The 21,423-nt window shown below is 63.6% G+C and carries 19 protein-coding genes and 1 riboswitch; of the genes, 12 read left to right on the top strand and 7 right to left on the bottom strand.

The features are described 5' to 3' along the window. The 8 genes from PHX69_RS07000 to PHX69_RS07035 form a co-directional block, all read left to right on the top strand. Positions 1 to 2,057, top strand: a 2,057-nt coding sequence (locus PHX69_RS07000) for a vitamin B12 dependent-methionine synthase activation domain-containing protein (RefSeq protein WP_288043025.1), incomplete at its 5' end; no start/stop codon positions are given. A gap of 186 nt (positions 2,058 to 2,243) precedes the next feature. After that, positions 2,244 to 3,365, top strand: a complete 1,122-nt coding sequence (locus PHX69_RS07005; protein WP_288043026.1) for a hypothetical protein — start codon at positions 2,244 to 2,246, stop codon at positions 3,363 to 3,365. A gap of 18 nt (positions 3,366 to 3,383) precedes the next feature. Next, entirely contained in the window at positions 3,384 to 4,010 is a 627-nt protein-coding gene (locus PHX69_RS07010) for a biotin/lipoyl-containing protein (RefSeq protein ID WP_288043027.1), read from the top strand. 11 nt (positions 4,011 to 4,021) lie between these two features. Further along, positions 4,022 to 4,570, top strand: coding sequence for a hypothetical protein (locus PHX69_RS07015; protein WP_288043028.1), 549 nt, complete (start codon positions 4,022 to 4,024; stop codon positions 4,568 to 4,570). A 27-nt stretch (positions 4,571 to 4,597) separates the two neighbouring features. Further along, on the top strand, positions 4,598 to 5,065 hold the full coding sequence (locus PHX69_RS07020; protein ID WP_288043029.1) for a hypothetical protein: 468 nt from the start codon (positions 4,598 to 4,600) through the stop codon (positions 5,063 to 5,065). 20 nt (positions 5,066 to 5,085) lie between these two features. After that, positions 5,086 to 6,570, top strand: coding sequence for an AAA family ATPase (locus tag PHX69_RS07025; RefSeq protein ID WP_288043030.1), 1,485 nt, complete (start codon positions 5,086 to 5,088; stop codon positions 6,568 to 6,570). Between the two features lie 7 nt (positions 6,571 to 6,577). Further along, the gene (locus PHX69_RS07030) at positions 6,578 to 8,146 is read left to right on the top strand and encodes a PD-(D/E)XK nuclease domain-containing ATP-binding protein (protein ID WP_288043031.1); all 1,569 of its coding nucleotides are present in this window, start codon (positions 6,578 to 6,580) and stop codon (positions 8,144 to 8,146) included. Beyond that, positions 8,139 to 9,026, top strand: a complete 888-nt coding sequence (locus PHX69_RS07035; protein ID WP_288043032.1) for a YihY/virulence factor BrkB family protein — start codon at positions 8,139 to 8,141, stop codon at positions 9,024 to 9,026. Before PHX69_RS07030 ends, PHX69_RS07035 begins: the two co-directional genes overlap by 8 nt. A 66-nt stretch (positions 9,027 to 9,092) precedes the next feature. Here PHX69_RS07035 and PHX69_RS07040 read toward each other — a convergent pair whose 3' ends face one another. The 5 genes from PHX69_RS07040 to badH form a co-directional block, all read right to left on the bottom strand. Then, the gene (locus PHX69_RS07040) at positions 9,093 to 10,085 is read right to left on the bottom strand and encodes a Bug family tripartite tricarboxylate transporter substrate binding protein (RefSeq protein ID WP_119012097.1); all 993 of its coding nucleotides are present in this window, start codon (positions 10,083 to 10,085) and stop codon (positions 9,093 to 9,095) included. Between the two features lie 80 nt (positions 10,086 to 10,165). Further along, complete coding sequence (gene aliA, locus PHX69_RS07045; protein ID WP_288043034.1) at positions 10,166 to 11,809, bottom strand: cyclohexanecarboxylate-CoA ligase; 1,644 nt, start codon at positions 11,807 to 11,809, stop codon at positions 10,166 to 10,168. A 133-nt stretch (positions 11,810 to 11,942) separates the two neighbouring features. Continuing rightward, entirely contained in the window at positions 11,943 to 13,100 is a 1,158-nt protein-coding gene (aliB, locus tag PHX69_RS07050) for a cyclohexanecarboxyl-CoA dehydrogenase (protein ID WP_288043035.1), read from the bottom strand. An 18-nt stretch (positions 13,101 to 13,118) separates the two neighbouring features. Beyond that, a complete protein-coding gene (gene badI, locus PHX69_RS07055) occupies positions 13,119 to 13,901 on the bottom strand; it encodes a 2-ketocyclohexanecarboxyl-CoA hydrolase (RefSeq protein WP_288043036.1) in 783 nt (260 codons plus the stop codon). Between the two features lie 81 nt (positions 13,902 to 13,982). Beyond that, a complete protein-coding gene (gene badH, locus PHX69_RS07060; protein WP_119012101.1) occupies positions 13,983 to 14,750 on the bottom strand; it encodes a 2-hydroxycyclohexanecarboxyl-CoA dehydrogenase in 768 nt (255 codons plus the stop codon). Between the two features lie 179 nt (positions 14,751 to 14,929). Here badH and PHX69_RS07065 point away from each other — a divergent pair, with 179 nt between their 5' ends. Beyond that, complete coding sequence (locus PHX69_RS07065; RefSeq protein WP_119012102.1) at positions 14,930 to 15,427, top strand: MarR family winged helix-turn-helix transcriptional regulator; 498 nt, start codon at positions 14,930 to 14,932, stop codon at positions 15,425 to 15,427. Between the two features lie 54 nt (positions 15,428 to 15,481). On the opposite strand, the gene PHX69_RS07070 is transcribed toward PHX69_RS07065, so the two are convergent. Then, positions 15,482 to 16,255: a ferredoxin--NADP reductase gene (locus tag PHX69_RS07070; protein WP_119012103.1), complete on the bottom strand. Its 774-nt coding sequence runs from the start codon at positions 16,253 to 16,255 to the stop codon at positions 15,482 to 15,484. Positions 16,256 to 16,515: 260 nt separating this feature from the next. Then, entirely contained in the window at positions 16,516 to 18,615 is a 2,100-nt protein-coding gene (locus tag PHX69_RS07075; protein WP_288043038.1) for an RNA/DNA-binding domain-containing protein, read from the bottom strand. Between the two features lie 102 nt (positions 18,616 to 18,717). After that, positions 18,718 to 18,956: riboswitch (cobalamin riboswitch) on the top strand. A gap of 163 nt (positions 18,957 to 19,119) precedes the next feature. Between PHX69_RS07075 and cobM the strand changes: the two genes are divergently transcribed. The 3 genes from cobM to PHX69_RS07090 form a co-directional block, all read left to right on the top strand. Further along, positions 19,120 to 19,950, top strand: a complete 831-nt coding sequence (cobM, locus tag PHX69_RS07080) for a precorrin-4 C(11)-methyltransferase (protein ID WP_288043039.1) — start codon at positions 19,120 to 19,122, stop codon at positions 19,948 to 19,950. After that, positions 19,947 to 20,912, top strand: a complete 966-nt coding sequence (locus tag PHX69_RS07085) for a sirohydrochlorin chelatase (protein WP_288043040.1) — start codon at positions 19,947 to 19,949, stop codon at positions 20,910 to 20,912. The genes cobM and PHX69_RS07085 overlap by 4 nt, the downstream gene beginning before the upstream one ends. Further along, positions 20,909 to 21,423 (top strand): precorrin-8X methylmutase (locus PHX69_RS07090; protein WP_288043041.1); only part of this gene is annotated, 515 nt, incomplete at its 3' end. The genes PHX69_RS07085 and PHX69_RS07090, both read left to right, overlap by 4 nt.

Genomic DNA, 21,423 nt, shown 5'->3' on the forward strand with positions numbered 1-21,423 from the left:
GCAACGTCTCTTTCAGCTTCCGGGGCAACGACCCGGTGCGCGAGGCCATCCACACCGTGTTCCTGTACCACGCCATCCAGGCGGGCATGGACATGGGCATCGTCAACGCGGGCATGGTGGGCGTGTACGACGACCTCGAACCCGTGCTGCGCGAGCGCGTGGAAGACGTGGTGCTCAACCGCCGCCCCGATGCGGGCGAGCGCCTGGTCGAAGTGGCCGAAACCGCCAAAAGCGGCGCCAAGGACGAGAGCAAAAAGCTGGAATGGCGCGGCACACCCGAAGCGCCCGTGACCGTGGCCAAGCGGCTGGAACACGCGCTGGTACACGGCATCACCGACTTCATCACCGAAGACACCGAAGAGGCCTACCGCGCCATCCTGGCACAAGGTGGACGACCTTTACATGTTATTGAAGGCCCGCTGATGGCCGGCATGAGCGTGGTGGGCGACCTCTTTGGCGCGGGCAAGATGTTCCTGCCGCAGGTGGTCAAATCCGCCCGCGTGATGAAGCTGGCCGTGGCGCATTTGATTCCGTACATCGAAGAAGAAAAGCGCCAGGACGAGCTGGCCGGGCGCGACGTGCGCACCAAGGGCAAGATCGTCATCGCCACCGTGAAGGGCGATGTGCACGACATTGGCAAGAACATCGTCACCGTGGTCTTGCAGTGCAACAACTTTGAAGTCATCAACATGGGCGTGATGGTGCCCTGCCATGAAATTCTGGCGCGCGCCAAGGCCGAGGGGGCCGACATCATCGGCCTGTCGGGCCTGATCACGCCCAGCCTGGAAGAGATGCAGTACGTGGCCGCCGAAATGCACAAGGACGAGCATTTCCGCGTCAAAAAAATCCCGCTCTTGATTGGCGGCGCCACCTGCAGTCGCGTACACACCGCCGTGAAAATTGCCCCGCACTACGACGGCCCCGTGGTCTATGTGCCCGATGCGTCCCGCAGCGTGGGCGTGGCGCAAAGCCTGCTGGGCGATGGCGCCGACGCCTTCGTGCAAGAGATCAACGCCGACTACGACAAAGTGCGCCAGCAGCACGCCAACAAAAAGCAGACGCCGCTGTGGCCGCTGGCCAAAATCCGCGCCAACCAAACGCCCATCGCCTGGGGTGCTTACCAGCCCCCGGTGCCGCGTGCGCTGGGCCGGCGCGTGTTCAAGAACTTTGACCTGGCCGAGCTGGCCGCCTTCATCGACTGGGGGCCGTTCTTCCAGACCTGGGATTTGGCCGGGCCGTACCCCGCCATCCTCACCGACGCCGTGGTGGGCGAGCAGGCGCAGCGCGTGTTTGCCGATGGTCAGGCCATGCTGAAAAAAATCATCGAAGGCCGCTGGTTGCAGGCCAGCGGCGTGATGGCGCTGCTGCCCGCCAACAGCGTGGGCGACGACATCGAGTTCTACACCGACGACACGCGCAGCGAAGTGGCCATGACCTGGTACGGCCTGCGCCAGCAAACCGAAAAGCACGCCGACGACGGCCCCAATGGCGAAAAAATCACGCGCCCCAGCCGCTGCCTGGCCGACTTTGTCGCGCCCAAGGACAGTGGCATTGCCGACTACGCGGGCCTGTTTGCCGTCACCGCCGGGCTGGGCATCGCGAAAAAAGAGCAGGCGTTCATCGACGCGCACGACGACTACTCGGCCATCCTGTTCAAGAGCCTGGCCGACCGCCTGGCCGAAGCCTTTGCCGAGTGCCTGCACCAGCGCGTGCGCACCGACCTGTGGGGCTACGCCGCCGATGAGCAACTCACACCCGAGCAGTTGGTGGCCGAGCAATACCGTGGCATCCGCCCCGCGCCCGGCTACCCCGCCTGCCCCGACCACAGCGCCAAGACCGAGATGTTCCGTGTGCTGCAAGCCCACGAGATCGGCATGAGCCTGACCGAGAGCCTGGCCATGAACCCGGCCGCCAGCGTCAGCGGCTTCTATATTGGCCACCCCGAGGCGGTGTATTTCAACGTCGGCAAGATTGGCGAAGACCAGCTGCGCGACCTGGCCCAGCGCCGGGGCCTGGACGAAGCGGCGCTGCGCCGCCTGCTGGGGCCGAACCTGTAGTTTTTAGTATCAAATCAGTCTCCAGCCCTTGACTGGCGTGCGCTAACAGCTATTAATTCAAGAGTGAAAATCCGTTGATGCTGGGCAGCGCCACCGTGGGCAACCCGGCGCTGCGGGGCGCTGCGACACACCCTGTCGGGTTGCTCGGGTAGGCTTGCGTTATCCATTGCAACCCAAGGACAGCGCATGACCGCCGCACCCACACCCAGCACCCCGAACAACGCTCCTTCCGCCCAGCCCGTGGCCACCCTGCTGGCCGAGATGGTGCTGCAATACGCCCAGCGCGACGCCAGCCAGGCGCTGAACGACTGGCTGGCCGATGCCCTGGTGCAGCGCACCGGCACCAGCCCCGAAGCTGCGCGCAGCACCGCCGACAGCATCACCAGCTACTTGCAACAAAGCCACCACCTGCGCGCCGACCTGCGCGCCCATGTGGAACAGGGCAAATCGCGCAGCAGCTGGGTTGCCAGCCAGATCGAGCGCATTGCCAGCGACCACCAGGCCAGCCCCGCCGACGTGGCCGCCCTGAGCGCACTGCTCTCCGGCCAAACCAGCGCCGAGGGCACCCCCGCCAGCCCGCGCGACTGGAACGACATCAGCCGCATTGCCTTTGCCAAAGACCTGGAACAGCAGCAACTGCTGCACACCGCTGGCAGCGTGCTGGAAGACGGCGCGCGCCAGTGGGCCAGCAGCGCAGTGGACGTGTGGCTGCAAGAGCAACCCCACAGCGCCGCACTGGCGCAAAAGCTGCTGCGCGGTGAACTGGATGTGAACAGCGCCACCGGCCTGCAAGCCACGCTGGCCATTGCCACCGACATTGCCACCCGCCAGGGCCTGCTGGGCGGCGACCTGCGCCAGGCCCAAGAGCGCGGCGAGCTGATTCCCGAATGGTTTGCCCAGAACACCTTTATTGGCACCGAAAACGCCCGCACCTTGTATGCCGTCGGCACTGGCCAACTGGACGCCAGCGAGGCCATCGACCGCATGGCCGAAACCGCCACAGCTTCGCTGGTCAGCACCACGCGCGTGGTGTGCCGAAAAATTGGTGGCGAAATGGGGCACAAGCTGGGCATGGCCTTGGGCGCCAAGATTCCGTTTCTGGCGCCGTTTGCCGCACCGCTGGGGCGCAAGGTGGGCGAATTTTTAGGCGATACCGTGGGCCGAATCGCAGGCAGCGCCGCAGGTAAAGTGATTCACAAGGGTGTGGAACTGGCCAAGTCCGGGGCGCGGGCGGTGGTGTCGGCGGCCAAGAGTGTGGCGCAGGGTGCTGTCAATTTTGCGAAATCCCTCGTGCCCTCTTGGTTCTGATGGGCAAAGGAAACAGGTATGGCCATCAAGATCATCAAATTCGATTTGCCCATCAACGGCACCAAAGTCACCACGCTGGAAGCGTTGCGCGACAACCTGACGGACGAAATCGTTCCACTGGCCCGCTCCGGGCAACTGGAACGCTGGTTCAAATCGCGGCAAATGCAGGAACAGGCCCAGGCCGTGGCCGCTGCCGTTTCCCAGCACGCCAAAGACAAGGCGCTGTTTTTGGCGCTGTGCGCCTTGCTGGAAGTGGAAGTGCATCCAGACGATGTCAGTGCGATTTTTGATGCACCGCCGAAGGCCGGACAGCATGTCAAAGGCGGTAAATATTTTGAGCTGTACGAAGAACTCAAAAAGTCTTATGAATCGATGCAAGAAAACCCGAAAAGTATCTGGGAATCAAAAATAACAGAAATAAAAATACCAATTTCTATCGGAAATTCGGGATACATTGAAAAATGGGCAATACGCGAAGGGGCTCTTGTGACCGCAGGCCAAACGCTTGTAACAGTAGAGACCAACAAAGGTAGATTTGATATAAGCGCAACATTCAGCGGAGTTGTTGTTGAAAAACTACTCGACAACAAAAACCCAATTACTAAAAATCAACTCATTGCAATTCTTTATTCTCTTGAGAATTAACATTTATCAAAATGGCCATCAAAATCATTAAGTTTGATTTACCAATCAACGGCACCAAAGTCACCACGCTGGACGCGCTGCGCGACAACCTGACGGACGAAATCGTCAATCTGGCACGCTCGGGGCAACTGGAACGCTGGTTCAAATCACGGCAAATGCAGGCCCAGGCCCAGGCCGTGGCCGCTGCTGTTTCCCAGCACGCCGGAGACACAGCGCTGTTTTTGGCGCTGTGCGCGGTGCTGGAAGTGGAAGTGCATCCCGCTGATGCCAGCGCGATTTTTGATGCGCCGCCGAAAGCGGGGCAGCATTTCAAAGGCGGTAAGTATTTTGAGCTTTACCAAGAACTTCAAGTTGAACATGAAACACTACGGGAGTTTGCTCGCAATAGAATTTTAAAAATGGAATCCGTCATCAAAAAAATGCTCGTTGACACCCAGAATCCAGCAGCCAACTGGCAAGATCGGCTCAACGCCAATTTTGAAATATCTCCTGTTGAATTCAAAGACAAGCAATTTCGATTAGAACTTGAAGAAATTTTGAAAAATTCTATAGAAATATGATTATTTATTGCACAGAGAAATAACACCATGGCCATCAAAATTATCAAATTCGATCTGCCGATCAATGGCACCAAAGTCACCACGCTGGAAGCGCTGCGCGACAACCTGACAGATGAAATCGTCTCACTGGCGCGGTCAGGACAACTGGAGCGCTGGTTCAAATCACGGCAGTTGCAAGAACTGTCCCGCGCTGTGGCTGATGCCATTTCCCAGCACGCCGAAGATAAAGCGCTTTTTATGGCACTGTGCGCCGCGCTGGAAGTAGAAGTGCATCCCGACGATGTCGGCGCCATTTTTGATGCGCCACCAGAAGCTGGGCACTGGGTGAAAAATATAAATTATTTTCATCTCTATGAAGAATTAAAAAATAATTACGAAGCACTCAAAAATTCGATAGAAAAAAAAGAAAAAATAATAAAATTTGAAGAAAATAAAAAACCAGAACAAGTACATGTCGACGCCGTCTCTGTAATCAGAGGAATTTTTGGTAGTTAATAAGAACTTATCATTCGAAAATGAACCTTCCAGAAACCCTCCGCGCACACGCGCTATCGCATTACCCCATTCTGCATATCATCACCCACGACGATGCCGAGGTGGACACGCTGATTGCCCAGATTGAACCCGAGCGCAAAATCATCGAATGGAATATGGCGCGCGGCTTGGTGCGGTTTGATACCAAGCAACCGCTGATGGCATGGTGTGATTTGGCGGGTGCGCTGGATAATCTACTGGATCAAGAGCTGACCCACCATTTCATCGTGATCCGCGATGCCCATATGGGCCTGCGCGACCAGCCACTGGCCGTGGCGCGGCTCAAAGCGCTGACCACCAAAATACTCGAATCGACGGAGATGGAAGTCACCATTATTTTGGTGTCTTCTGAAAAATGCGTACCGCGCGAGCTGGAAAAATTCATCACGCTGTTTGAAGTACCGCTGCCCGATGAAGTCGCTATCCGCGCCATCATTACCCAATATGCCGATGCCTACGGCGTGACCGTGGATGAAAATGGGCTGAAAAAACTGTGCCTGGCTTTTCAGGGTTTGAGCCGTTACGAAATTGGCCAGCTGATTAACCGGGGCTACCAAAAAGACGGCATGATCGGTGCCAAAGACATTGATTTGGTGCAAACCGAAAAATCCCAAATCATCCAGAAAAGCGGCCTGCTGGAAATGGTCAAGCTGCGCGAAAAAATGGAAGACATTGGCGGCCTGGAAAAGCTCAAGCCTTGGCTGGTGCAAAAGTCCCGGATTTTTGCCGATTGGCCTGCGGCGCGGGATTTTGGCGTCGAATCACCCAAAGGCGTGATGATTGTGGGCATGCCCGGCTGCGGCAAATCGCTCACCGCCAAAGCCACGGCCAGCTTGTTTGGTTTGCCGCTGCTGAAAATGGACATGGGCTCGCTGATGGGCAAATACGTGGGCGAGAGCGAAGGCAATATGCGCCGCGCCATTGCCGTGGCCGAAGCCGTCAGCCCCTGCGTGTTGTGGGTGGACGAGGTAGAAAAAGCCTTTTCCGGCATTGGCAGCGGCGGCGCAGGTTCAGAAGTAGCAACGCGCCTGTTTGGCTATTTTTTGACCTGGATGCAAGAAAAAACCACCCAGGTGTTTGTGGTGGCCACGGCCAACGATGTGTCTGCCCTGCCGCCCGAATTGCTGCGCAAAGGCCGGTTTGACGAGATTTTTTACGTCGATTTTCCGAATGAAGCAGAACGTAAGGCCATCTTCCGGGTGCATCTGGAAAAGCGCAAAAAAATGAACACACACATTGACCTGTCAAAGCTGGCCAAAGCCACCGACAAGTATTCCGGGGCGGATATTGAATCCATTGTCAAAGAAGGCATTGAGCTGGCCTTTCTGGCTGACCGTGCCGAACTCACCACCCAGCGGCTGATGCAAGTGATTGAGGCCACCCACCCGCTGGGCATGGTGATGAAAGACAAGGTCAAGCAATACAAAGACCGCTTTGCCGAGATGAAGATCAAATCGGCTTCGTAAGGCCTGCATGCACCCCATCCGCCCCACCCCGTTGCCGCGCCGCAAGCTGCCCATTGGCATCCAGACCTTTGCCCGGCTGCGCGAAGATGGCTGTTACTACGTCGATAAAACGCCGCACATCCTGCGTCTGATTGCCGAGGGCACGCACTACTTTCTGAGCCGCCCGCGCCGCTTTGGTAAAAGCCTGCTCATCGACACCATAGCCGAGTTGTTCGAGGGCAATCAGGCCCTGTTTGCCGGGCTGCACGCTGAAGCGCACTGGGACTGGAGCCAGCGCAGCCCGGTGGTGCGTATCAGCTTTGGTGCTGGCGTACTGCACAGCCGCGAGGCGCTGGACATCAAAATCGAAGAAACCTTGCAGTACCTGCAACAACGCTGGGGCGTAGCCTGTGCGCAGCGCAGCATATCGGGGCGCTTTGCCGAATTGCTGCAGCAAATCCACGCCCAGACCGGTCAGCGCGTAGTGGTGCTGGTCGATGAATACGACAAGCCCATTTTGGACAACATCACCGATAGCGATACCGCACGGCAGATGCGCGATGGCCTGCGCAACCTGTATTCGGTGATCAAAGACGCCGACGCGCATATCCGCTTTGCCATGCTGACGGGCGTGAGCAAGTTCAGCAAAGTGAGCTTGTTCTCGGGGCTGAACAACCTGCGCGACATCACCGTCTCCTGCGAATACAGCGCCCTGTGTGGCTACACCGATGCCGATGTCGATACGGTGTTTGCCCCGGAGCTGCCCGGTCTGGATCGCACCGAAATCCGCCGCTGGTACAACGGCTACAACTGGACGGGCCAGAGTGTTTACAACCCGTTTGACCTGCTGTTGCTGTTCCAGGAGCGCCAGTTCAAGCCCTACTGGTTCGAGACCGGCACGCCCACGTTTTTGATTGATGTGCTGACCCAGCACCACACCTTCACCCCCGAGCTGGGCCAGACCGTGGCCATGGAAGACTTGCTCAGCACCTTCGATGTCGATGCCCTGGCACCCGAGGCGCTGCTGTTCCAGGCGGGCTACCTGACGATTGCGTCCGAATTTGCCATGGGCGCGCGCATTGAGTACACGCTCAAATACCCGAATCTGGAGGTGCAGGCCAGCCTCAACGGCGCACTGCTCAAGGCATTGAAGGGCGGCACCTCGGCCACTGACCGCCAGACAGGCCAGCTCTACCGCCTGCTGCAAGCCAACGATTTTTCTGGGCTGCACACATTGTTTGGCGCGTTCTTTGCCAGCATCCCCAACGACTGGTACCGCAACAGCCCGATTGCGCGCTACGAGGGCTACTGGGCCAGCGTTTTCTACAGCCACTTTGCCGCGCTGGGGCTGGACATCCGGCTCGAAGACGTGACCCACCATGGCCGTATCGACATGACCGTGCTATTCAGCGGCCACGTGTATCTGTTCGAGTTCAAGGTGGTGGAGCTGGCGCCCCAGGGCAAAGCACTGGCACAAATTTTCCAGCGCGGTTACGCCGACAAGTACCGCAGCCGCCATGAGCCCATCCACCTCATTGGCGTGGAGTTCAGCCAGCAAACGCGCAGCGTGGTGGGCTTTGAGGTGCACAGTGTCTGACGCCGGGCAGGCGCCCCCATCGCCGTGGTGGCCGGTGCGCGCCGTGCAGCTGTGGCTGGGCGCCGATGGCTTGCGCATGAGCGCGGCCATGTCGTTCTACGGCATGCTCAGCCTGGCACCGCTGCTGGTGGTGGTGGTGGCGGGCCTGGGCTGGTGGATAGACCGGGCGCTGCTGGAGCACAACCTGCTGGAGCAAATCCGCACCTTCACCGGCGAGCGCACGGCCCAGGTGGTGCAGCAAGCGCTGGCCAGTGCGCAGGCGCCTGCACAGGGGCTGGTGGCATCGGCGATTGCGCTGCTGCTGTTGCTCTGGGGCGCAACGGGGGTGTTTGCCGAGCTGCAATCGGCGCTGGCGCGGCTGTGGCAGGAGGACAACCCCGTGCCCTCATCGCGCCCGCCGTGGTGGAGCACGGTGGTGCTGCGCCTGCGCGGTCTGGCCTATGTGCTGGTGCTGGGCTTTTTGCTGCTGCTGTCGATGTTGCTGTCAGCGGTGCTGGCCGTGGCCTCGGCCTGGCTGGGCGGGCTGCTGCCGTACCGGCTGCTGTGGCTGGGCTTGAGCGAGGGCGTCTCGTTTTTGTTTGCCGCAGCGCTGTTTCTGGGCCTGATGCGCATCAGCGCCGATCCCAAGCCACGCCTGCCCTACCTGGCGCAGGGGGCGCTGCTGGGCGCGGGCCTGTTCATGCTGGGGCGCCACGGCCTGTCGGCGTATTTGTCGGGGGCGGCGGTGGTGTCGGCCTACGGCGCAGCGGGCTCGCTGGTGGCGCTGCTGCTGTGGATTTACTTTTCTTCCGCCGTGCTGCTGCTGTCGGCGGGGTGCGCGCGCGCGCTGCAAGAGCGGGCGCTGCACCAGCGCACCAGCGCCACGGCGGCAGCAGACTGAGCGCTGCGGCGCGCTGGGAGGCCAGTGGCTGCCAGCGCACGCGGTGCGCCAGCCGCCTGCACGGCCTCAATCCACGATGATTTTTTGCTCTTTGATCAGTGTGGACAGGCGCTTGCCTTCGGTGCTGAGCAGGGCCTTGAACTCGGTGGTGCTCAGGGGTACGGGTTCGGCGCCCAGGTCGGCGTAGCGCGTCTTGGTGGTGGGCAGGGCCAGCGCCTTGGCCAGCGCCTTGTTCATGCGCTCGATCACGTCGGCGGGCGTGTGGTTGGGGGCCCACATGCCAAACCAGATGTCCAGGTCGGCGTCTTTGAAGCCTTGCTCGCCCACGGTGGGCACGTCGGGGAAGAAGGGCGAGCGCTTGGCACTGACCACGCCCAGCAGCTTGACCTTGTTGGTGCGGATGTGCGGAAAGGCGATGCCAGGGTCGCACACAAAATCGGCCTGGCCGGCCATCACGTCTTGCAGCGCGGGGGCGGCGCCCCGGTAGGGCACATGGGCCACGTCGATGCCCGTGGCCAGCTTGAACAGCTCGCAGGCCAGGTGGGGCGGCGTGCCCGCACCGGCAGAGGCATACGAGAGCTTGCCCGGCTGGGCCTTGGCCATGGCCACCAGATCGCGCGTATCTTTCACGTCTAGCTGCGGCTTGGCCACCAGGTACATCTGGGTTTTGCCCACGCCGCCCACGGGCATGAGGTCGCGCGAGGGCAGGATGCTGGACTTGAACAGCGAGGGGTTGGCCGTCTCCACCGAGGTGGGAGCGATCAGGAAGGTGTAGCCATCGCCGGGTGCGCGGATCACTTCCGAGGCCGCAATGTTGCCACTGGCACCGGGCTTGTTGTCGATGACCACCGACTGGCCCAGCGACTCCGACAGCGACTGCGAGACGATGCGCGCCATCACGTCGGTGCTGCCGCCGGGGGCAAAGCCGACCACCACACGGATGGGCTTGGTGGGCCAGTGGGTGCTTTGCGCCTGGGCAGCGCCCACGGCGCCAAGGGCGCACAGGGCCAGGGCCGCTTGGGCCACCGTGCGGCGGGCCAGAGAGAAAGAAAAAGTCATGGTGTTATCTCCGTTGTGGTTGTCTTAAAAATCACCATTGGCCTGCACACCGGCCAGCGGGCCGGGGGCGGGCGGCTGTCTCAGAGGGCGCTGTTGCGCATCATCTCGCGCAGGCGGAACTTCTGGATCTTTCCCGAGGGGGTAGAGGGCAGGTCGTCGCGCACCACCAGCCGCTCGGGGATGTATTGCAGGGCCACCTTCTGCGCTTTCAGAAACTCGACGATGCCGGGCAGGTCGATGCTTTGGCCGGGCTTGGGCACGACCACGGCGCAGGCGCGCTCGCCCAGACGCTCGTCGGGGTAGGCCACGATGGCGGCCAGGGCAATGGCCGGGTGGCGGTACAGCAGCGATTCGATCTCCACCACCGGAATGTTCTCGCCGCCACGGATGATCACGTCCTTGCTGCGGCCCGTGATGCGCAGGTAGCCGCGTGCGTCGATGCGGGCCAGGTCGCCGGTGTCGAACCAGTCGTCGGCATCGGTGCCGTTGAGGTGCGCCCGCTGGAGGTAGCCGCCAAAGTTGGAGCACGCGCGCAGCAGCAGCCGGCCCGGCTGGTCGGGGGGCAGGGCGTTGCCATCGACATCGACCACCTTGATCTCCACGCCCGGCAGCGGGCAGCCATCGGTGTTGAAGGCGCGCTCGTCATCGTCGTTGGGCTGGATCAACGTGACGGCGCCGTTTTCTGTCATGCCCCAGGCGGAGATGATTTTGGTGGGCAGCACCTGGCGGGCGCGCTCGACCAGTGCGCTGGGAATGGGCGCGCCCGCGCACAAAAACGTGCGCAGCGTGGGGATGCGGGCCTGGGCTTCGGCCACGGTTTTGGTCAGGTCAGACAGGAACGGCGTGGAGGCCATGGTGAAGGTGGCGCCTTCGGCCTGGATGACCTCGATGGCTTTTTTCGCGTCCCAGATGTCTTGCAGCACGGCGCTGGCCTGGAGCAGGATGGGCATGAGCAGGCCGTACATGAAGCCAGTCTGGTGCGCCATGGGCGAGGCCATCAGCACCACGTCTTGCGCCCCCAGCCCCAGGCGCTGGGCGTAGGGAAGGATGTTGGCCACCACGGTGTTGGCCGAGTGCATCACGCCCTTGGGCTCGCCGGTGGTGCCCGAGGTGTAGATGACCTGCGTGATGTCGTCCGGGCCGGGGCGGTGGGCCGTGAGGATGGCGGGGGCATCGGGCTCTTTTTCCCACTCGGGGGTGGTGAGCAGGGCTTCAAAGCTGTCGGGGCCGTCACCGCCCACCACCACCACCTGCTGCAAGTGCGGCAGGTGGGCCTGCAAGCCTGTGGCCATGTGCGCGTGGTCAAAGCCCCGGAACACCTGGGGCACGATCAGCAGCTTGGCCTCGCCGTGCTGGAGCATGAAGTTCAGCTCGTGCTCGCGGAAGATGTGCATCAGCGGGTTCATCACCGCACCGATGCGCGAGCAGGCCAGGTAGGTCAGCGTGAACTGCCACCAGTTGGGCAGCTGGCAGGCCACGGTGTCGTTCTGGCGCACGCCCAGGCGGTGCAGGCCCACGGCGATGCGGTCGGCCATTTGTGCCATCTCACGGTAGGTAAAGCGTGTGACGGTGCCCGTCTCCACGCGGTAGGCGCTCAAGGCCAACTTGTCGGGGCACTGGGCCACGCAGGCGTCCAGCGCGTCGTTGATGGTGCGGTCATGCCACAGGCCCTGGGCCACCATGCGGGCACGGCGGGGGGGCAGCAATACGGCGTCGAATTCCATGTTTTGTCTCCTTGATATTCTTAAAAACAGGAGCTGCTTGCGCACACCACGCAACGGTTTCAGGCAGTTTTCATGCTTAAAGTCTGATGGGGCGTGCGCAAGCAGCTATTCTTTTTGAAGCGCATAGGGCACTTCAGGCGGGCACAAACTGGCGGCCCGCGCGGGTGCGGGCGATGATGGTTTTCATGATTTGTGCCGTGCCGTCGCCAATCTGAAAGCCCAGCACATCGCGCAGTCGCTGCTCCATCAGGCCGCGGTCGTAGCCGCCATGGCCGTAGCACAGCAGGCACTGGTGGATGGCGTCGTAGGCCAGCTTGGGGCCCCACCACTTGGCCATGCCCGCCTCGGCGGTATGCGGCAAGCCCTTGTCTTTGAGCCACAGCCCTTGCAGGCACAGCAGGCGCGCGCCCTCGACCTCGGTGTCGAACTGCGCCAGCGGGTGCGTCACGCCCTGGAACGCCGACAGCGGTTGGCCAAACGCCTGGCGCTGGGTGATGTATTCCCAGGTCTCGTCCAACGCCACGCGGGCCACGGCCAGCACTTGCAGACCGATGAGCGAGCGCGAGAAGTCAAAGCCGTGCATGACCTGCACAAAGCCCTTGTTCTCGTCGCCCAGGCGGTGGCTGGAAGGCACGCGCACGTTCTCGAAAAAGATGGATCCCCGGCCAATGGCGCGCTGGCCGTGGCAGTCAAAGCGGTTGGTGGTGATGCCGGGCGTGTCCATGGGCACCAGCAGGGCGGTGACGCCGTGCGCGCCCGACTCGGGCGTGCCGGTGCGGCCAAACACCACGGTGATGTCGGCCTGGTCAGCGGCGGAGATGGAGGTTTTTTCGCCGTTGATGACGTAAAAATCCCCATCGCGCTCGATGCGCAGGCGCAGGTTGGCGGCGTCGGAGCCACCGCGCGGCTCGGTCAGGGCGATGGCGCAGATGGCCTCGCCCGCCGTGAGCTTGCGCAGCCACGGCGCCACCACGTCGGGCTGGCCGTACTTGGACAAAATCTGCCCGTTCAGCGAGGCCAGCAGGTTCAGGTAAGAAAAGCTCAGATCAGCGCGGGCGATTTCTTCGTGCACCACACCAGCGGCCAGGCAGCCCAGCCCCAGGCCACCAAACTGCTCGGGCAGTTCGGGGCAGATGAAGCCCAGGCTGCCCATCTCGCGCAGCAGGGCGCGGTCGAGCACGCGGGTCTGGTCGCGCTCCTGGAACCCCGGGGCCACGCGCTCTTGGGCAAAGCGGCGCACGGTTTCGGCCAGGGCTTGCAGGTCTTCGTCGATGTAGGGATTCGGGTTCATCTGCGGGGCTCCTGGGGCTTACTTGGCGTATTTGCGAAACTCGGGCTTGCGCTTGTCTTTGAGCGCGTTCACGCCTTCGCGCGATTCTTCGGTGTCGTAGTACAGCTTGAGCGCGTACATGCCCAAGCCCGCAATGCCCGCCTGGTGGGCGGTGTCGGCGTTGAAGCTGCGCTTGGCAATGGCCAGCGCGGTGGGGCTGCGCTCGCACAGCTCTTCACCGATTTTTTGCACTTCGGCATCGAGCTGGTCGTGCGGGAAGCAGAAGTTGGCCAGGCCCATGGCCACAGCCTCGGCACCGCTGTAACGGCGGTTGAGGTACCAGATTTCGCGCGCCTTCTTTTCGCCGACGACGCGGGCCAGAAAGGCCGTGCCGTAGCCGGGATCGACCGAACCCATCTTGGGGCCGACCTGGCCAAACTGGGCTTTGTCAGAGCAGATGGTCAGGTCGCAAATGGTGGCCAGCACGTTGCCGCCGCCAATGGCAAAGCCCTGCACGCGGGCGATGACGGGCTTGGGCACATCGCGGATGGCGGTGTGCAGTTCTTCCATGGGCAGGCCGATGGTGCCGCGCCCGTCGTAGTTGCCGTTGTGGGCCGATTGGTCGCCGCCGGTGCAGAAGGCGCGGTCGCCGGCGCCCGCCAGCACGATGCAGCCCACGTCGCGGTCGTACCCGGCCTTGTTCAGGGCACGGATGATTTCATCGCAGGTCTGGCCCCGAAAGGCGTTCATCTTGTCGGCACGGTTGATGGTGATCCAGGCCACGCCGTTGCGCACTTCGTACAGGATGTCTTCAAAGTTCATGGGGTTCTTTCAAGTAATGGGTTCGCAGAGGGAAAACACAGCACGCCGTCGGGCCGCCCCAAGGCGTGGGGGCGCACATCTCTAGCCGTGCATGGTCAAACCGCCCGAGACGCTGAGCACCTGGCCGGTGACAAAGCCCGCGTCGTCGCTGCCAAAGAAGGCAATGGCGCTGGCCAAGTCCTCGCCCTGGCCCAGGCGGCCCAGCGGAATGGCGCTGCGGAAGGCTTCGATCAGCTTGGCCGGGTCGCGGGCACCTTCGGCCACACCGGCCAGCAGGGCCGTGTCGGTGGGGCCGGGGCAGACGACGTTGACGGTGATGCCCTGGCGCGCGTGCTCACGGGCCAGGGTTTTGGACAGGGCCACCAGACCGCCCTTGCAGGCGGCATACACCGCCTCGCCCGAGGAGCCGCCGCGCGCCGCGTCCGACGCCACGTTGACAATGCGGCCATATTGGCGCGCCGCCATGCCGGGCAGCACGGCGTGCAGCATGTGCAGCGCGCCGGTCAGGTTGATGTCGATGAGCTTGGCCCACTCGGCGGGCACGGTTTTGACGAAGGGCTTGAACACGTCCCAGCCCGCGTTGTTGACCAGCACGGCGATGGGGCCCAGCTGCGCCTCGACCGCAGCCACGGCGGCATCGACCTGGGCGCGGTCGGTGATGTTGCAGGCAAAGGCGGTGGCACGGCCACCTGTGGCGCGGATGTCGGCGGCCACTTTTTCAGCAGCCTCCAGGTTCATGTCGAACACGGCCACCTGGGCGCCTTCGCTGGCAAAACGGCGGCAGGTGGCGCCACCGATGCCACCGCCGCCGCCGGTCACGATGACGGTCTTGCCATCAAATCTTTGCATATTCTTCTCCAAGAGAGGTCTGAGGGGAGGGGGAGCATTGCTATGCTGGGGAAAGCCCTTGGGCACAGCACATATGTCAATACATTGACGCATATTAGACTTGCAGCCAATGTTCCGCAAGCCACCTCGAATAGGAAAAAATAGTGGAAAACCCTAGCAAAAATACCGAAATCGCGAAGATGGAGTTGGCCAACCGGCTGTTCTTTCGTCTCTATCAATGTGCAAACATGTTGCATAAAACAGGCACCCGGGCCGTAGAGGCCCAGGGGCTGACGACGCAGCAATGGGCGGTGCTGGGGGCGCTGTCGCGGCCCGAAGCGGCCGACGGCATGAACGTGGGCGATCTGGCCCGCTACCTGATGGTGAGCCGGCAAAACCTCTCGGGCCTGCTCAGCCGCATGGAGCGCGATGGCCACCTGGCCAACGCCCCTGATGGCCGCGACCGCCGCTCGCGGCGCATCACCATGACCGCATCGGGGCGCAAGGTGTGGATCGACGAGGCGCAGCCCAACATCCGCCGCTACTACGGACAGGCGCTGGCAGATTTTTCAGTGGGGGATATGGCGCACACCCTGCATTACCTGCTCAAGCTGCTGGACAACATGCAGCGCATTGACGGTGAGGGTGCGGCGGCCGCCGAGGACGGCCAGGAAACCACGGACGACGCTGGCGCCTGAGCGCCGCCCGGGTGCGCCAGCCGCGCCGCAGGGGCGCGGTGCTGGCGCAGCGCTTTACTTCTCGACGAAGGCGCGCTCAATCACAAAGTCGCCCGGGCGCGTGGTGTTGCCTTCTTCAAAGTCGCGCTGCTCCAGGATGTGCTTGAGCGAGGCCAGCATTTCGGGGCTGCCGCACAGCATCACGCGGTCTTCCAGCGGGTTGAGCGCGGGCACGCCCAGGTCGGCAAACAGCTTGCCGCTCTCAATCAGGTCGTTGATGCGGCCCTGGTTTTTGAAGGGCTCGCGCGTCACGGTGGGGTAGTACTTGAGCTGCTTGCTGACCAGCTCGCCCAAAAACTCGTGCTGGGGCAGCTCCTGGGTGATGTAGTCGTGGTAGGCCAGTTCTTTGACCTCGCGCACGCCGTGAACCAGGATGACTTCCTCAAACTTTTCGTAGGTTTCGGGGTCGCGGATCACGCTCATGAACGGCGCCAGGCCCGTGCCCGTGGACAGCATGTACAGGCGCTTGGCGGGCAGCAGGTAGTCGATGAGGATGGTGCCCGTGGGCTTTTTGCCGACGATGATGGTGTCGCCCACCTGGATGTGCTGCAAACGCGAGGTCAGCGGGCCATCGGGCACCTTGATGCTCAGAAACTCCAGGTGCTCTTCGTAATTGGCACTGACGATGCTGTAGGCGCGCAGCAGCGGCTTGTCGTTGACCCTCAGGCCGATCATGGTGAAGTGGCCGTTGGAAAACCGCAGCGAGGTATCGCGGGTGGTGGTGAAGCTGAACAGCCGGTCAGTCCAGTGGTGAACCGACAGCACGCGTTCTTCAAGAAATGCGCTCATGGTGGATAGGCAAGGAGAGTGACAAAACAGGTTCGGGCCGCAAGGTGCTGCGCCAGGGCAGGGCACACCCGCGAGGGGTGGGGCGTATTGTCCTGTAAAGCGCGGGCGGGCCTTGTCCAGGGCTGGGTTCGCAAGCTGAACGACTGCGCCAAGGCGCTCACTGCCGCAGGGGCATCGCAGACCACCCCGTCACCAGTCACTTTTTGATAGCTGCTTGCGCATACCCTGCGCGGCTTACAGGCCAATTTGGCTTCAAATTCTCATGGCATGTGCGCTGGTGCTGGCACGGTATAGCGCTGGTCGGGGTGGTTTTCCTGCTCTGGCAGGGTGTAGGCCAGTACGCCGCTGGCCACCATGGGGCTGAGGTAGTTGCGCACCAGTTTCTTGTGGTCTTGCTTGCCCAGGACGAGGGCAATCTCGCGTGAGCTCAGGGCGCGCCAGGCGCACAGGTCGCGCAGCAGGTCGTGCAGGGCTTCGCGGCGGGGTTTGGTGCCGGGCGCGGGGATGCGCGCGAGGATGGACTCAGGAATAGACCCCAGTATCTGGTGCCCATTTTCAATAGGCTGGAGCCTATCAAGCCCAATGTGGTGCCCATATTCGCTTGACTGGTGCCCTTCTAAAATAGGCTCCAGCCCATTCTCAGGAGGTGGTGCCTGTTCCAGAATGGGCTCCACTGGCAGCGCAGCAACAACGGGCGCTGCCAATTCGGCCAGGCGCTCCTGGGCCAGGGCGCCCAGCAGCCAGTGGGCGCGCTCGCCCTGGCCGTGCGCTTGCAGCAGGCCCAGTTGCTCCAGGCGTTGCAGGTGGGCGCTGGCGGTGGTGGCGTCGCTGCGGTTGATGGCGCTGTAGGTGGCGGCGTCGATGCGGCCGCACTCGCGCACCAGCACCAGGGCGCGGGCTTCTTCGTCGCTGAGGGCTTCGCGGGTCAGGCGGCGCAGCCAGGCGCGGTCGTCGGGGCCAAGGAACTGGTGGAACAACAACGTGGCCACAAACTGGTCGGCGCTGCGCTGCGATGCCAGGGTGGGCGGCAGCAGGTCGTGGGCCAGCATTTGCTCGCGCAGAGTGCGGATGCCGCAGCCTTTGGTGCTGGCCAGGCGCACGTCGTGCAGCACGGCGGCAATGCGGGGGTTGCGCAGCAGTGCGCCGGGTGCGTCCCACTGCGCGCTGGGTTTGAGGGCGTGGCCGGGGTTGCGGATTTCCAGCCGGTTGTCGTAGCGGATGATTTGCACCGGCGCCTGCAGCCGGTAGCTGCGGTGCAGCACGGCGTTGACGATGGCCTCGCGCACCGCGCGCTGGGGCAGGCTGTCGTCGTGGGCGGCGGGGCCGTCGGTGCCGGGGGCGGGGGCTGTGAGTTCGTAGCGCACGGCGTTGCTGGCGCGGCGGATGGCGGCCAGCAGCGGGGCGCGGATCTCTTGCGTTTCGTAGGGTGCTTCGGGGTCGGGCGCCCACACGCGGCCCGGCACGCGGATGTAGTCGATGCGCGCCATGGGCAGGCAGCGGCGCAGCGCCAGCGGTGTGCCAAACAGCACGATGCCGGCCACCGTGGGGCGCAGTTGTTCACCCTCGCCTTGCGCGCAGCCCAGGGCGCGCAGCAGGTCGTGGTCGTTCCAGATCAGCTCTTCGGCGCCGGGGTGGGCCTGGCGGCGCATCTGGCGGTATTCCTCCAGCGCGGCGGGGTCGATGTCGTGCCACTGGGCATCGGGCAGCACGGCAGCGTCCAGCGTGGTGGCGTGGCGGGCGGCATACAGGGCGGCCAGATCGTCTTCGGTGCCGGGCTGGTCGCTGCTGCCAATGCGCCGGTAGGCACCGCGCGGCAGGCCCTGGTGCGCCAGAAACACCGGCTTGGTGGCGGGCGCGGCCTCGGGCAGGTAGGCGACAACCACGGTGTGCCCGGCCAGCCGCTCGGTGCGCACCTGCGGGCGCAGCGCGGTGTTGAAGGCGCTGGCGCAGTGCCGGGCCAGCTCGGCCTGCAACTGCTCAGGCTGGGCCACGCCGACGACGCGGTAGCGCGGGGGTGGCTCGGTGGTGGTGGACGCATCGGGTGCGGGCTGGGCCTGGGGGACGGCAGATGCGGGGGCAGTGGCCTGGTCTGCGAGCGTTGCCGGGGCCGTCCAGGTGCTGGGCACCGCCGGGGCTGTCGGGGCGGCGCCAGTGCCAGGGGCGCTGGGGGCGGCGCTATCGGGCGGCACGGACTCCAGGCCCCACAGCAGGTAGCCGCCGCCCTGCCCTGGCTCGTTGGCAAAAGCGCAGAGGGTGCGCAGGGCAGCGCGGTCTATGCGGGCGTGGCCGGGGGCTTCGATGCGGCGCGATGCGCCCAGCGACAGCAGCTCCTGCAGCAAGTCTTCTGCGGTGCGGTTCATGGTGTTTTTTCCTTGGTATGCAGCGGCGCCAGCGCCTGCAAGTGGTCTGGCGCGGTCGGTATGGCGCGCCATTATTGGCGCCATGGCCCCCGTGGGCGCGGCGCTATACTCGCGCCCGTTTGGTGCTCGCACCGCCATTGCGGCTGTGCAGTTAAACGGGAATCAGGGAGGAGGCGTCCGGCACAGGACGCCATCCCCACCTGAGCTGCCCCCGCAACGGTAAGCGAAAGAAGGCCTGCGGCCTTCACCCCGCGTCACATATCCACTGGATCAGCCGATCCGGGAAGGGCTCACGGGACATTTTCGCCAGCCCGGAGACCGGCCAACAGGCGGGTGCGCTTGCGCGCCCATTTCACAGAACCTGCGGGGAGGCAGGGGTCTGGGCGAATCCGGTTTTCTCATGATGTCCCTGTTTTTTCTGGCCCGTGGGCCAGTGGCGCGATTGGTGTCGGGCAACGCTGCTCCCCGTGCGGGTGCTGGCGTGGCCGCTTTGCTGCGCGCAGCGTGACCGGCACGGTCTGGTTTGTGGGCGCCGGGCCGGGCGACCCCGAACTCATCACAGTCAAAGGCCGCAGCCTGATCGAGCGCGCGGGCGCCATCCTGTTTGCAGGGTCGCTGGTCAACGCGGCGGCCACCCGCTGGGCGCCGCCAGGCTGCACCATTGCCGACAGCAAAGACATGACGCTGGCGCAGATGGCGGCGTGGTTGATCGAGCAAGCCCGCCAGCACACCACGGTGATTCGCCTGCAAACGGGCGACCCGGCGCTGTACGGCGCCCTCATCGAGGTGGTGCAGCCGCTGGACGCGGCGGGCGTGCCGGTGCGCGTGGTGCCGGGCGTGTCGTCGGCCATGGCCTCTGCGGCAGCGGCGGTGGAGAGCTTCACGCTGCCCGAGGTAACGCAAAGCGTGATCTTCACCCGTGTGGAGGGGCGCACGCCCATGCCCGAGGGCGAGTCCCTGGCCGAGCTGGCGCGCCACCACTGCACGCTGTGCATCTTTTTGTCGATCACGCTGCTGCACAAGGTCGAGGCTGGACTGCGCGCGGCGGGCTGGGCCGAGGACGCGCCCATGCTGGTTGTCCACAAGGCCAGCTGGCCGGGTGAAGAGCAGATCGTGCGCGGCACGCTGGCCGACATTCGCCAGCGCTGCCGCGACGCCAAGATCGTCAGCCAGGCCATGGTCATTGCCAGCCCCACGCTGGGCGCGCGCCAGTGGCCCGAGCTGGCCAAGTCCAAGCTCTACGACCCCACTTTCACCCACCGCTTCCGGCGTGCCAGCGAAGCCGCGCCCGCCCCTGCCCCGGAATTTCTTCCGACCCAACCCGCTCCCCTATGACCACGCAGCACGACACCATTCTTCTCATCGGCCACGGCTCACGCGAGAGCGAGGGCAACGACGAAATCCACCGCTTTGTGGCGCAGTGGCGCACACGCCAGCCGGGCTGGAACATCCAGGTCTGCTTTATCGAATTTGCCCCGCCCAGCCTGCACGATGGGCTGCTGCAAGCGGCTGCGGGCAGCGCGCGGGTGCTGGTGTTGCCGTTGATCCTGAACGCTGCCGGGCATGTGAAGATGGAAATCCCCGAGGCCATTGAGCACGCCCGTGCCCACTGCCCCGGCACCGAGTTTCTGTACGGCCCGCACCTGACGGCCTGCGACCCCATCCTGGCCGTGTTGCGGCGCAACCTGCGCCAGTGCATGGCCACGCTGGACATGCCCGACCCCACCACCACCGGTGTGGTGCTGCTGGGGCGGGGTGCATCCGACCGTCAGGCCAATGGCGATGTGGCCAAGATGGCGCGCTGGCTGATGGAAGAAACCGACCACGAACTGGTGGACCTGGCCTTCACCGGCATCACCTGGCCCCGGCTGGAGCGCGTGGTGCAGCGCCAGGTGCAGCTGGGCATGAAGCAGGTCGTGGTGCTGCCGTATTACCTTTTTACAGGCACGCTGATGCAGCGCATTGCCCGGCAGGTGGAGCACCTGCGCCAGCAATACCCGCAGGTGCGTTTTGCGCAGGCGTCGTATTTTGGTTTTGAGAAGGAAATCTTCGCCCTGCTGGAGCAGCGCGTGGCCGATCTGCGGGCGGGCGTGCAAGACAGCCGCCTGCCCTGCGACGGCTGCAAATACCGCGAGCTGGCCCACGACCTGGGCCACGGCCACAGCCATGCGCACACCCATGCCCCCGTACCAGCCACAGACGCCGTGGTGCATCTGCACCAGCACGACCATGGCCACAGCCATGCCCCCGCGCACGGCGAGCACCACCCGCACAGCCACGGGGTGCTGACCGCATGAGCACCGTCAACACCGTCACCGAGCAACTCACCCGCGCCGGGCAGGCCATTGAGCACGACAGCTTTGCCATCATCGACGCCGAGGTGCCAAGCCACGCCTACACGCCCGAGCAGTGGCCCATCGTGCGGCGCATGATCCACGCCAATGCCGACTTCGACTTCAACGGCCTGACGGACTTTCACCCCCAAGCCGTGCAGGCGGGCATGGCCGCCATGCTGCGTGGCGGCACGCCAGTGGTGGCCGATGTGGAGATGATTTGCTCGGGCCTGTCGCAGCCACGGCTGGCGCACTTTGGCATGCGCACGCACCAGTTCATTTCCGATGCCGATGTGATCGCACTGGCACAGCAAGAGGACACCACCCGCGCCGTGCAGGCCATGCGCAAGGCCCACCGCCTGGGCTTGTTGCAAGGCGCCATCGTGGGCATTGGCAATGCGCCCACGGCGCTCATCGAACTGGCCCGGCTGATTGCGCAAGAGGGTGTGCGCCCCGCGCTGGTCGTGGGGATGCC

It is taken from the genome of Simplicispira sp., assembly GCF_028687295.1.
Classification (GTDB): domain Bacteria; phylum Pseudomonadota; class Gammaproteobacteria; order Burkholderiales; family Burkholderiaceae_C; genus Simplicispira; species Simplicispira metamorpha.

Bases quoted from the DNA above. Each gene is read 5' to 3' on its own strand.
- PHX69_RS07005 (WP_288043026.1), top strand. From the start codon at position 2,244: ATGACCGCCGCACCCACACCCAGCACCCCGAACAACGCTCCTTCCGCC.
- PHX69_RS07010 (WP_288043027.1), top strand. From the start codon at position 3,384: ATGGCCATCAAGATCATCAAATTCGATTTGCCCATCAACGGCACCAAA.
- PHX69_RS07015 (WP_288043028.1), top strand. From the start codon at position 4,022: ATGGCCATCAAAATCATTAAGTTTGATTTACCAATCAACGGCACCAAA.
- PHX69_RS07020 (WP_288043029.1), top strand. From the start codon at position 4,598: ATGGCCATCAAAATTATCAAATTCGATCTGCCGATCAATGGCACCAAA.
- PHX69_RS07025 (WP_288043030.1), top strand. From the start codon at position 5,086: ATGAACCTTCCAGAAACCCTCCGCGCACACGCGCTATCGCATTACCCC.
- PHX69_RS07030 (WP_288043031.1), top strand. From the start codon at position 6,578: ATGCACCCCATCCGCCCCACCCCGTTGCCGCGCCGCAAGCTGCCCATT.
- PHX69_RS07040 (WP_119012097.1), bottom strand. From the start codon at position 10,085: ATGACTTTTTCTTTCTCTCTGGCCCGCCGCACGGTGGCCCAAGCGGCC.
- aliA (WP_288043034.1), bottom strand. From the start codon at position 11,809: ATGGAATTCGACGCCGTATTGCTGCCCCCCCGCCGTGCCCGCATGGTG.
- aliB (WP_288043035.1), bottom strand. From the start codon at position 13,100: ATGAACCCGAATCCCTACATCGACGAAGACCTGCAAGCCCTGGCCGAA.
- badI (WP_288043036.1), bottom strand. From the start codon at position 13,901: ATGAACTTTGAAGACATCCTGTACGAAGTGCGCAACGGCGTGGCCTGG.
- badH (WP_119012101.1), bottom strand. From the start codon at position 14,750: ATGCAAAGATTTGATGGCAAGACCGTCATCGTGACCGGCGGCGGCGGT.
- PHX69_RS07065 (WP_119012102.1), top strand. From the start codon at position 14,930: ATGGAGTTGGCCAACCGGCTGTTCTTTCGTCTCTATCAATGTGCAAAC.
- PHX69_RS07070 (WP_119012103.1), bottom strand. From the start codon at position 16,255: ATGAGCGCATTTCTTGAAGAACGCGTGCTGTCGGTTCACCACTGGACT.
- PHX69_RS07075 (WP_288043038.1), bottom strand. From the start codon at position 18,615: ATGAACCGCACCGCAGAAGACTTGCTGCAGGAGCTGCTGTCGCTGGGC.
- PHX69_RS07085 (WP_288043040.1), top strand. From the start codon at position 19,947: ATGACCACGCAGCACGACACCATTCTTCTCATCGGCCACGGCTCACGC.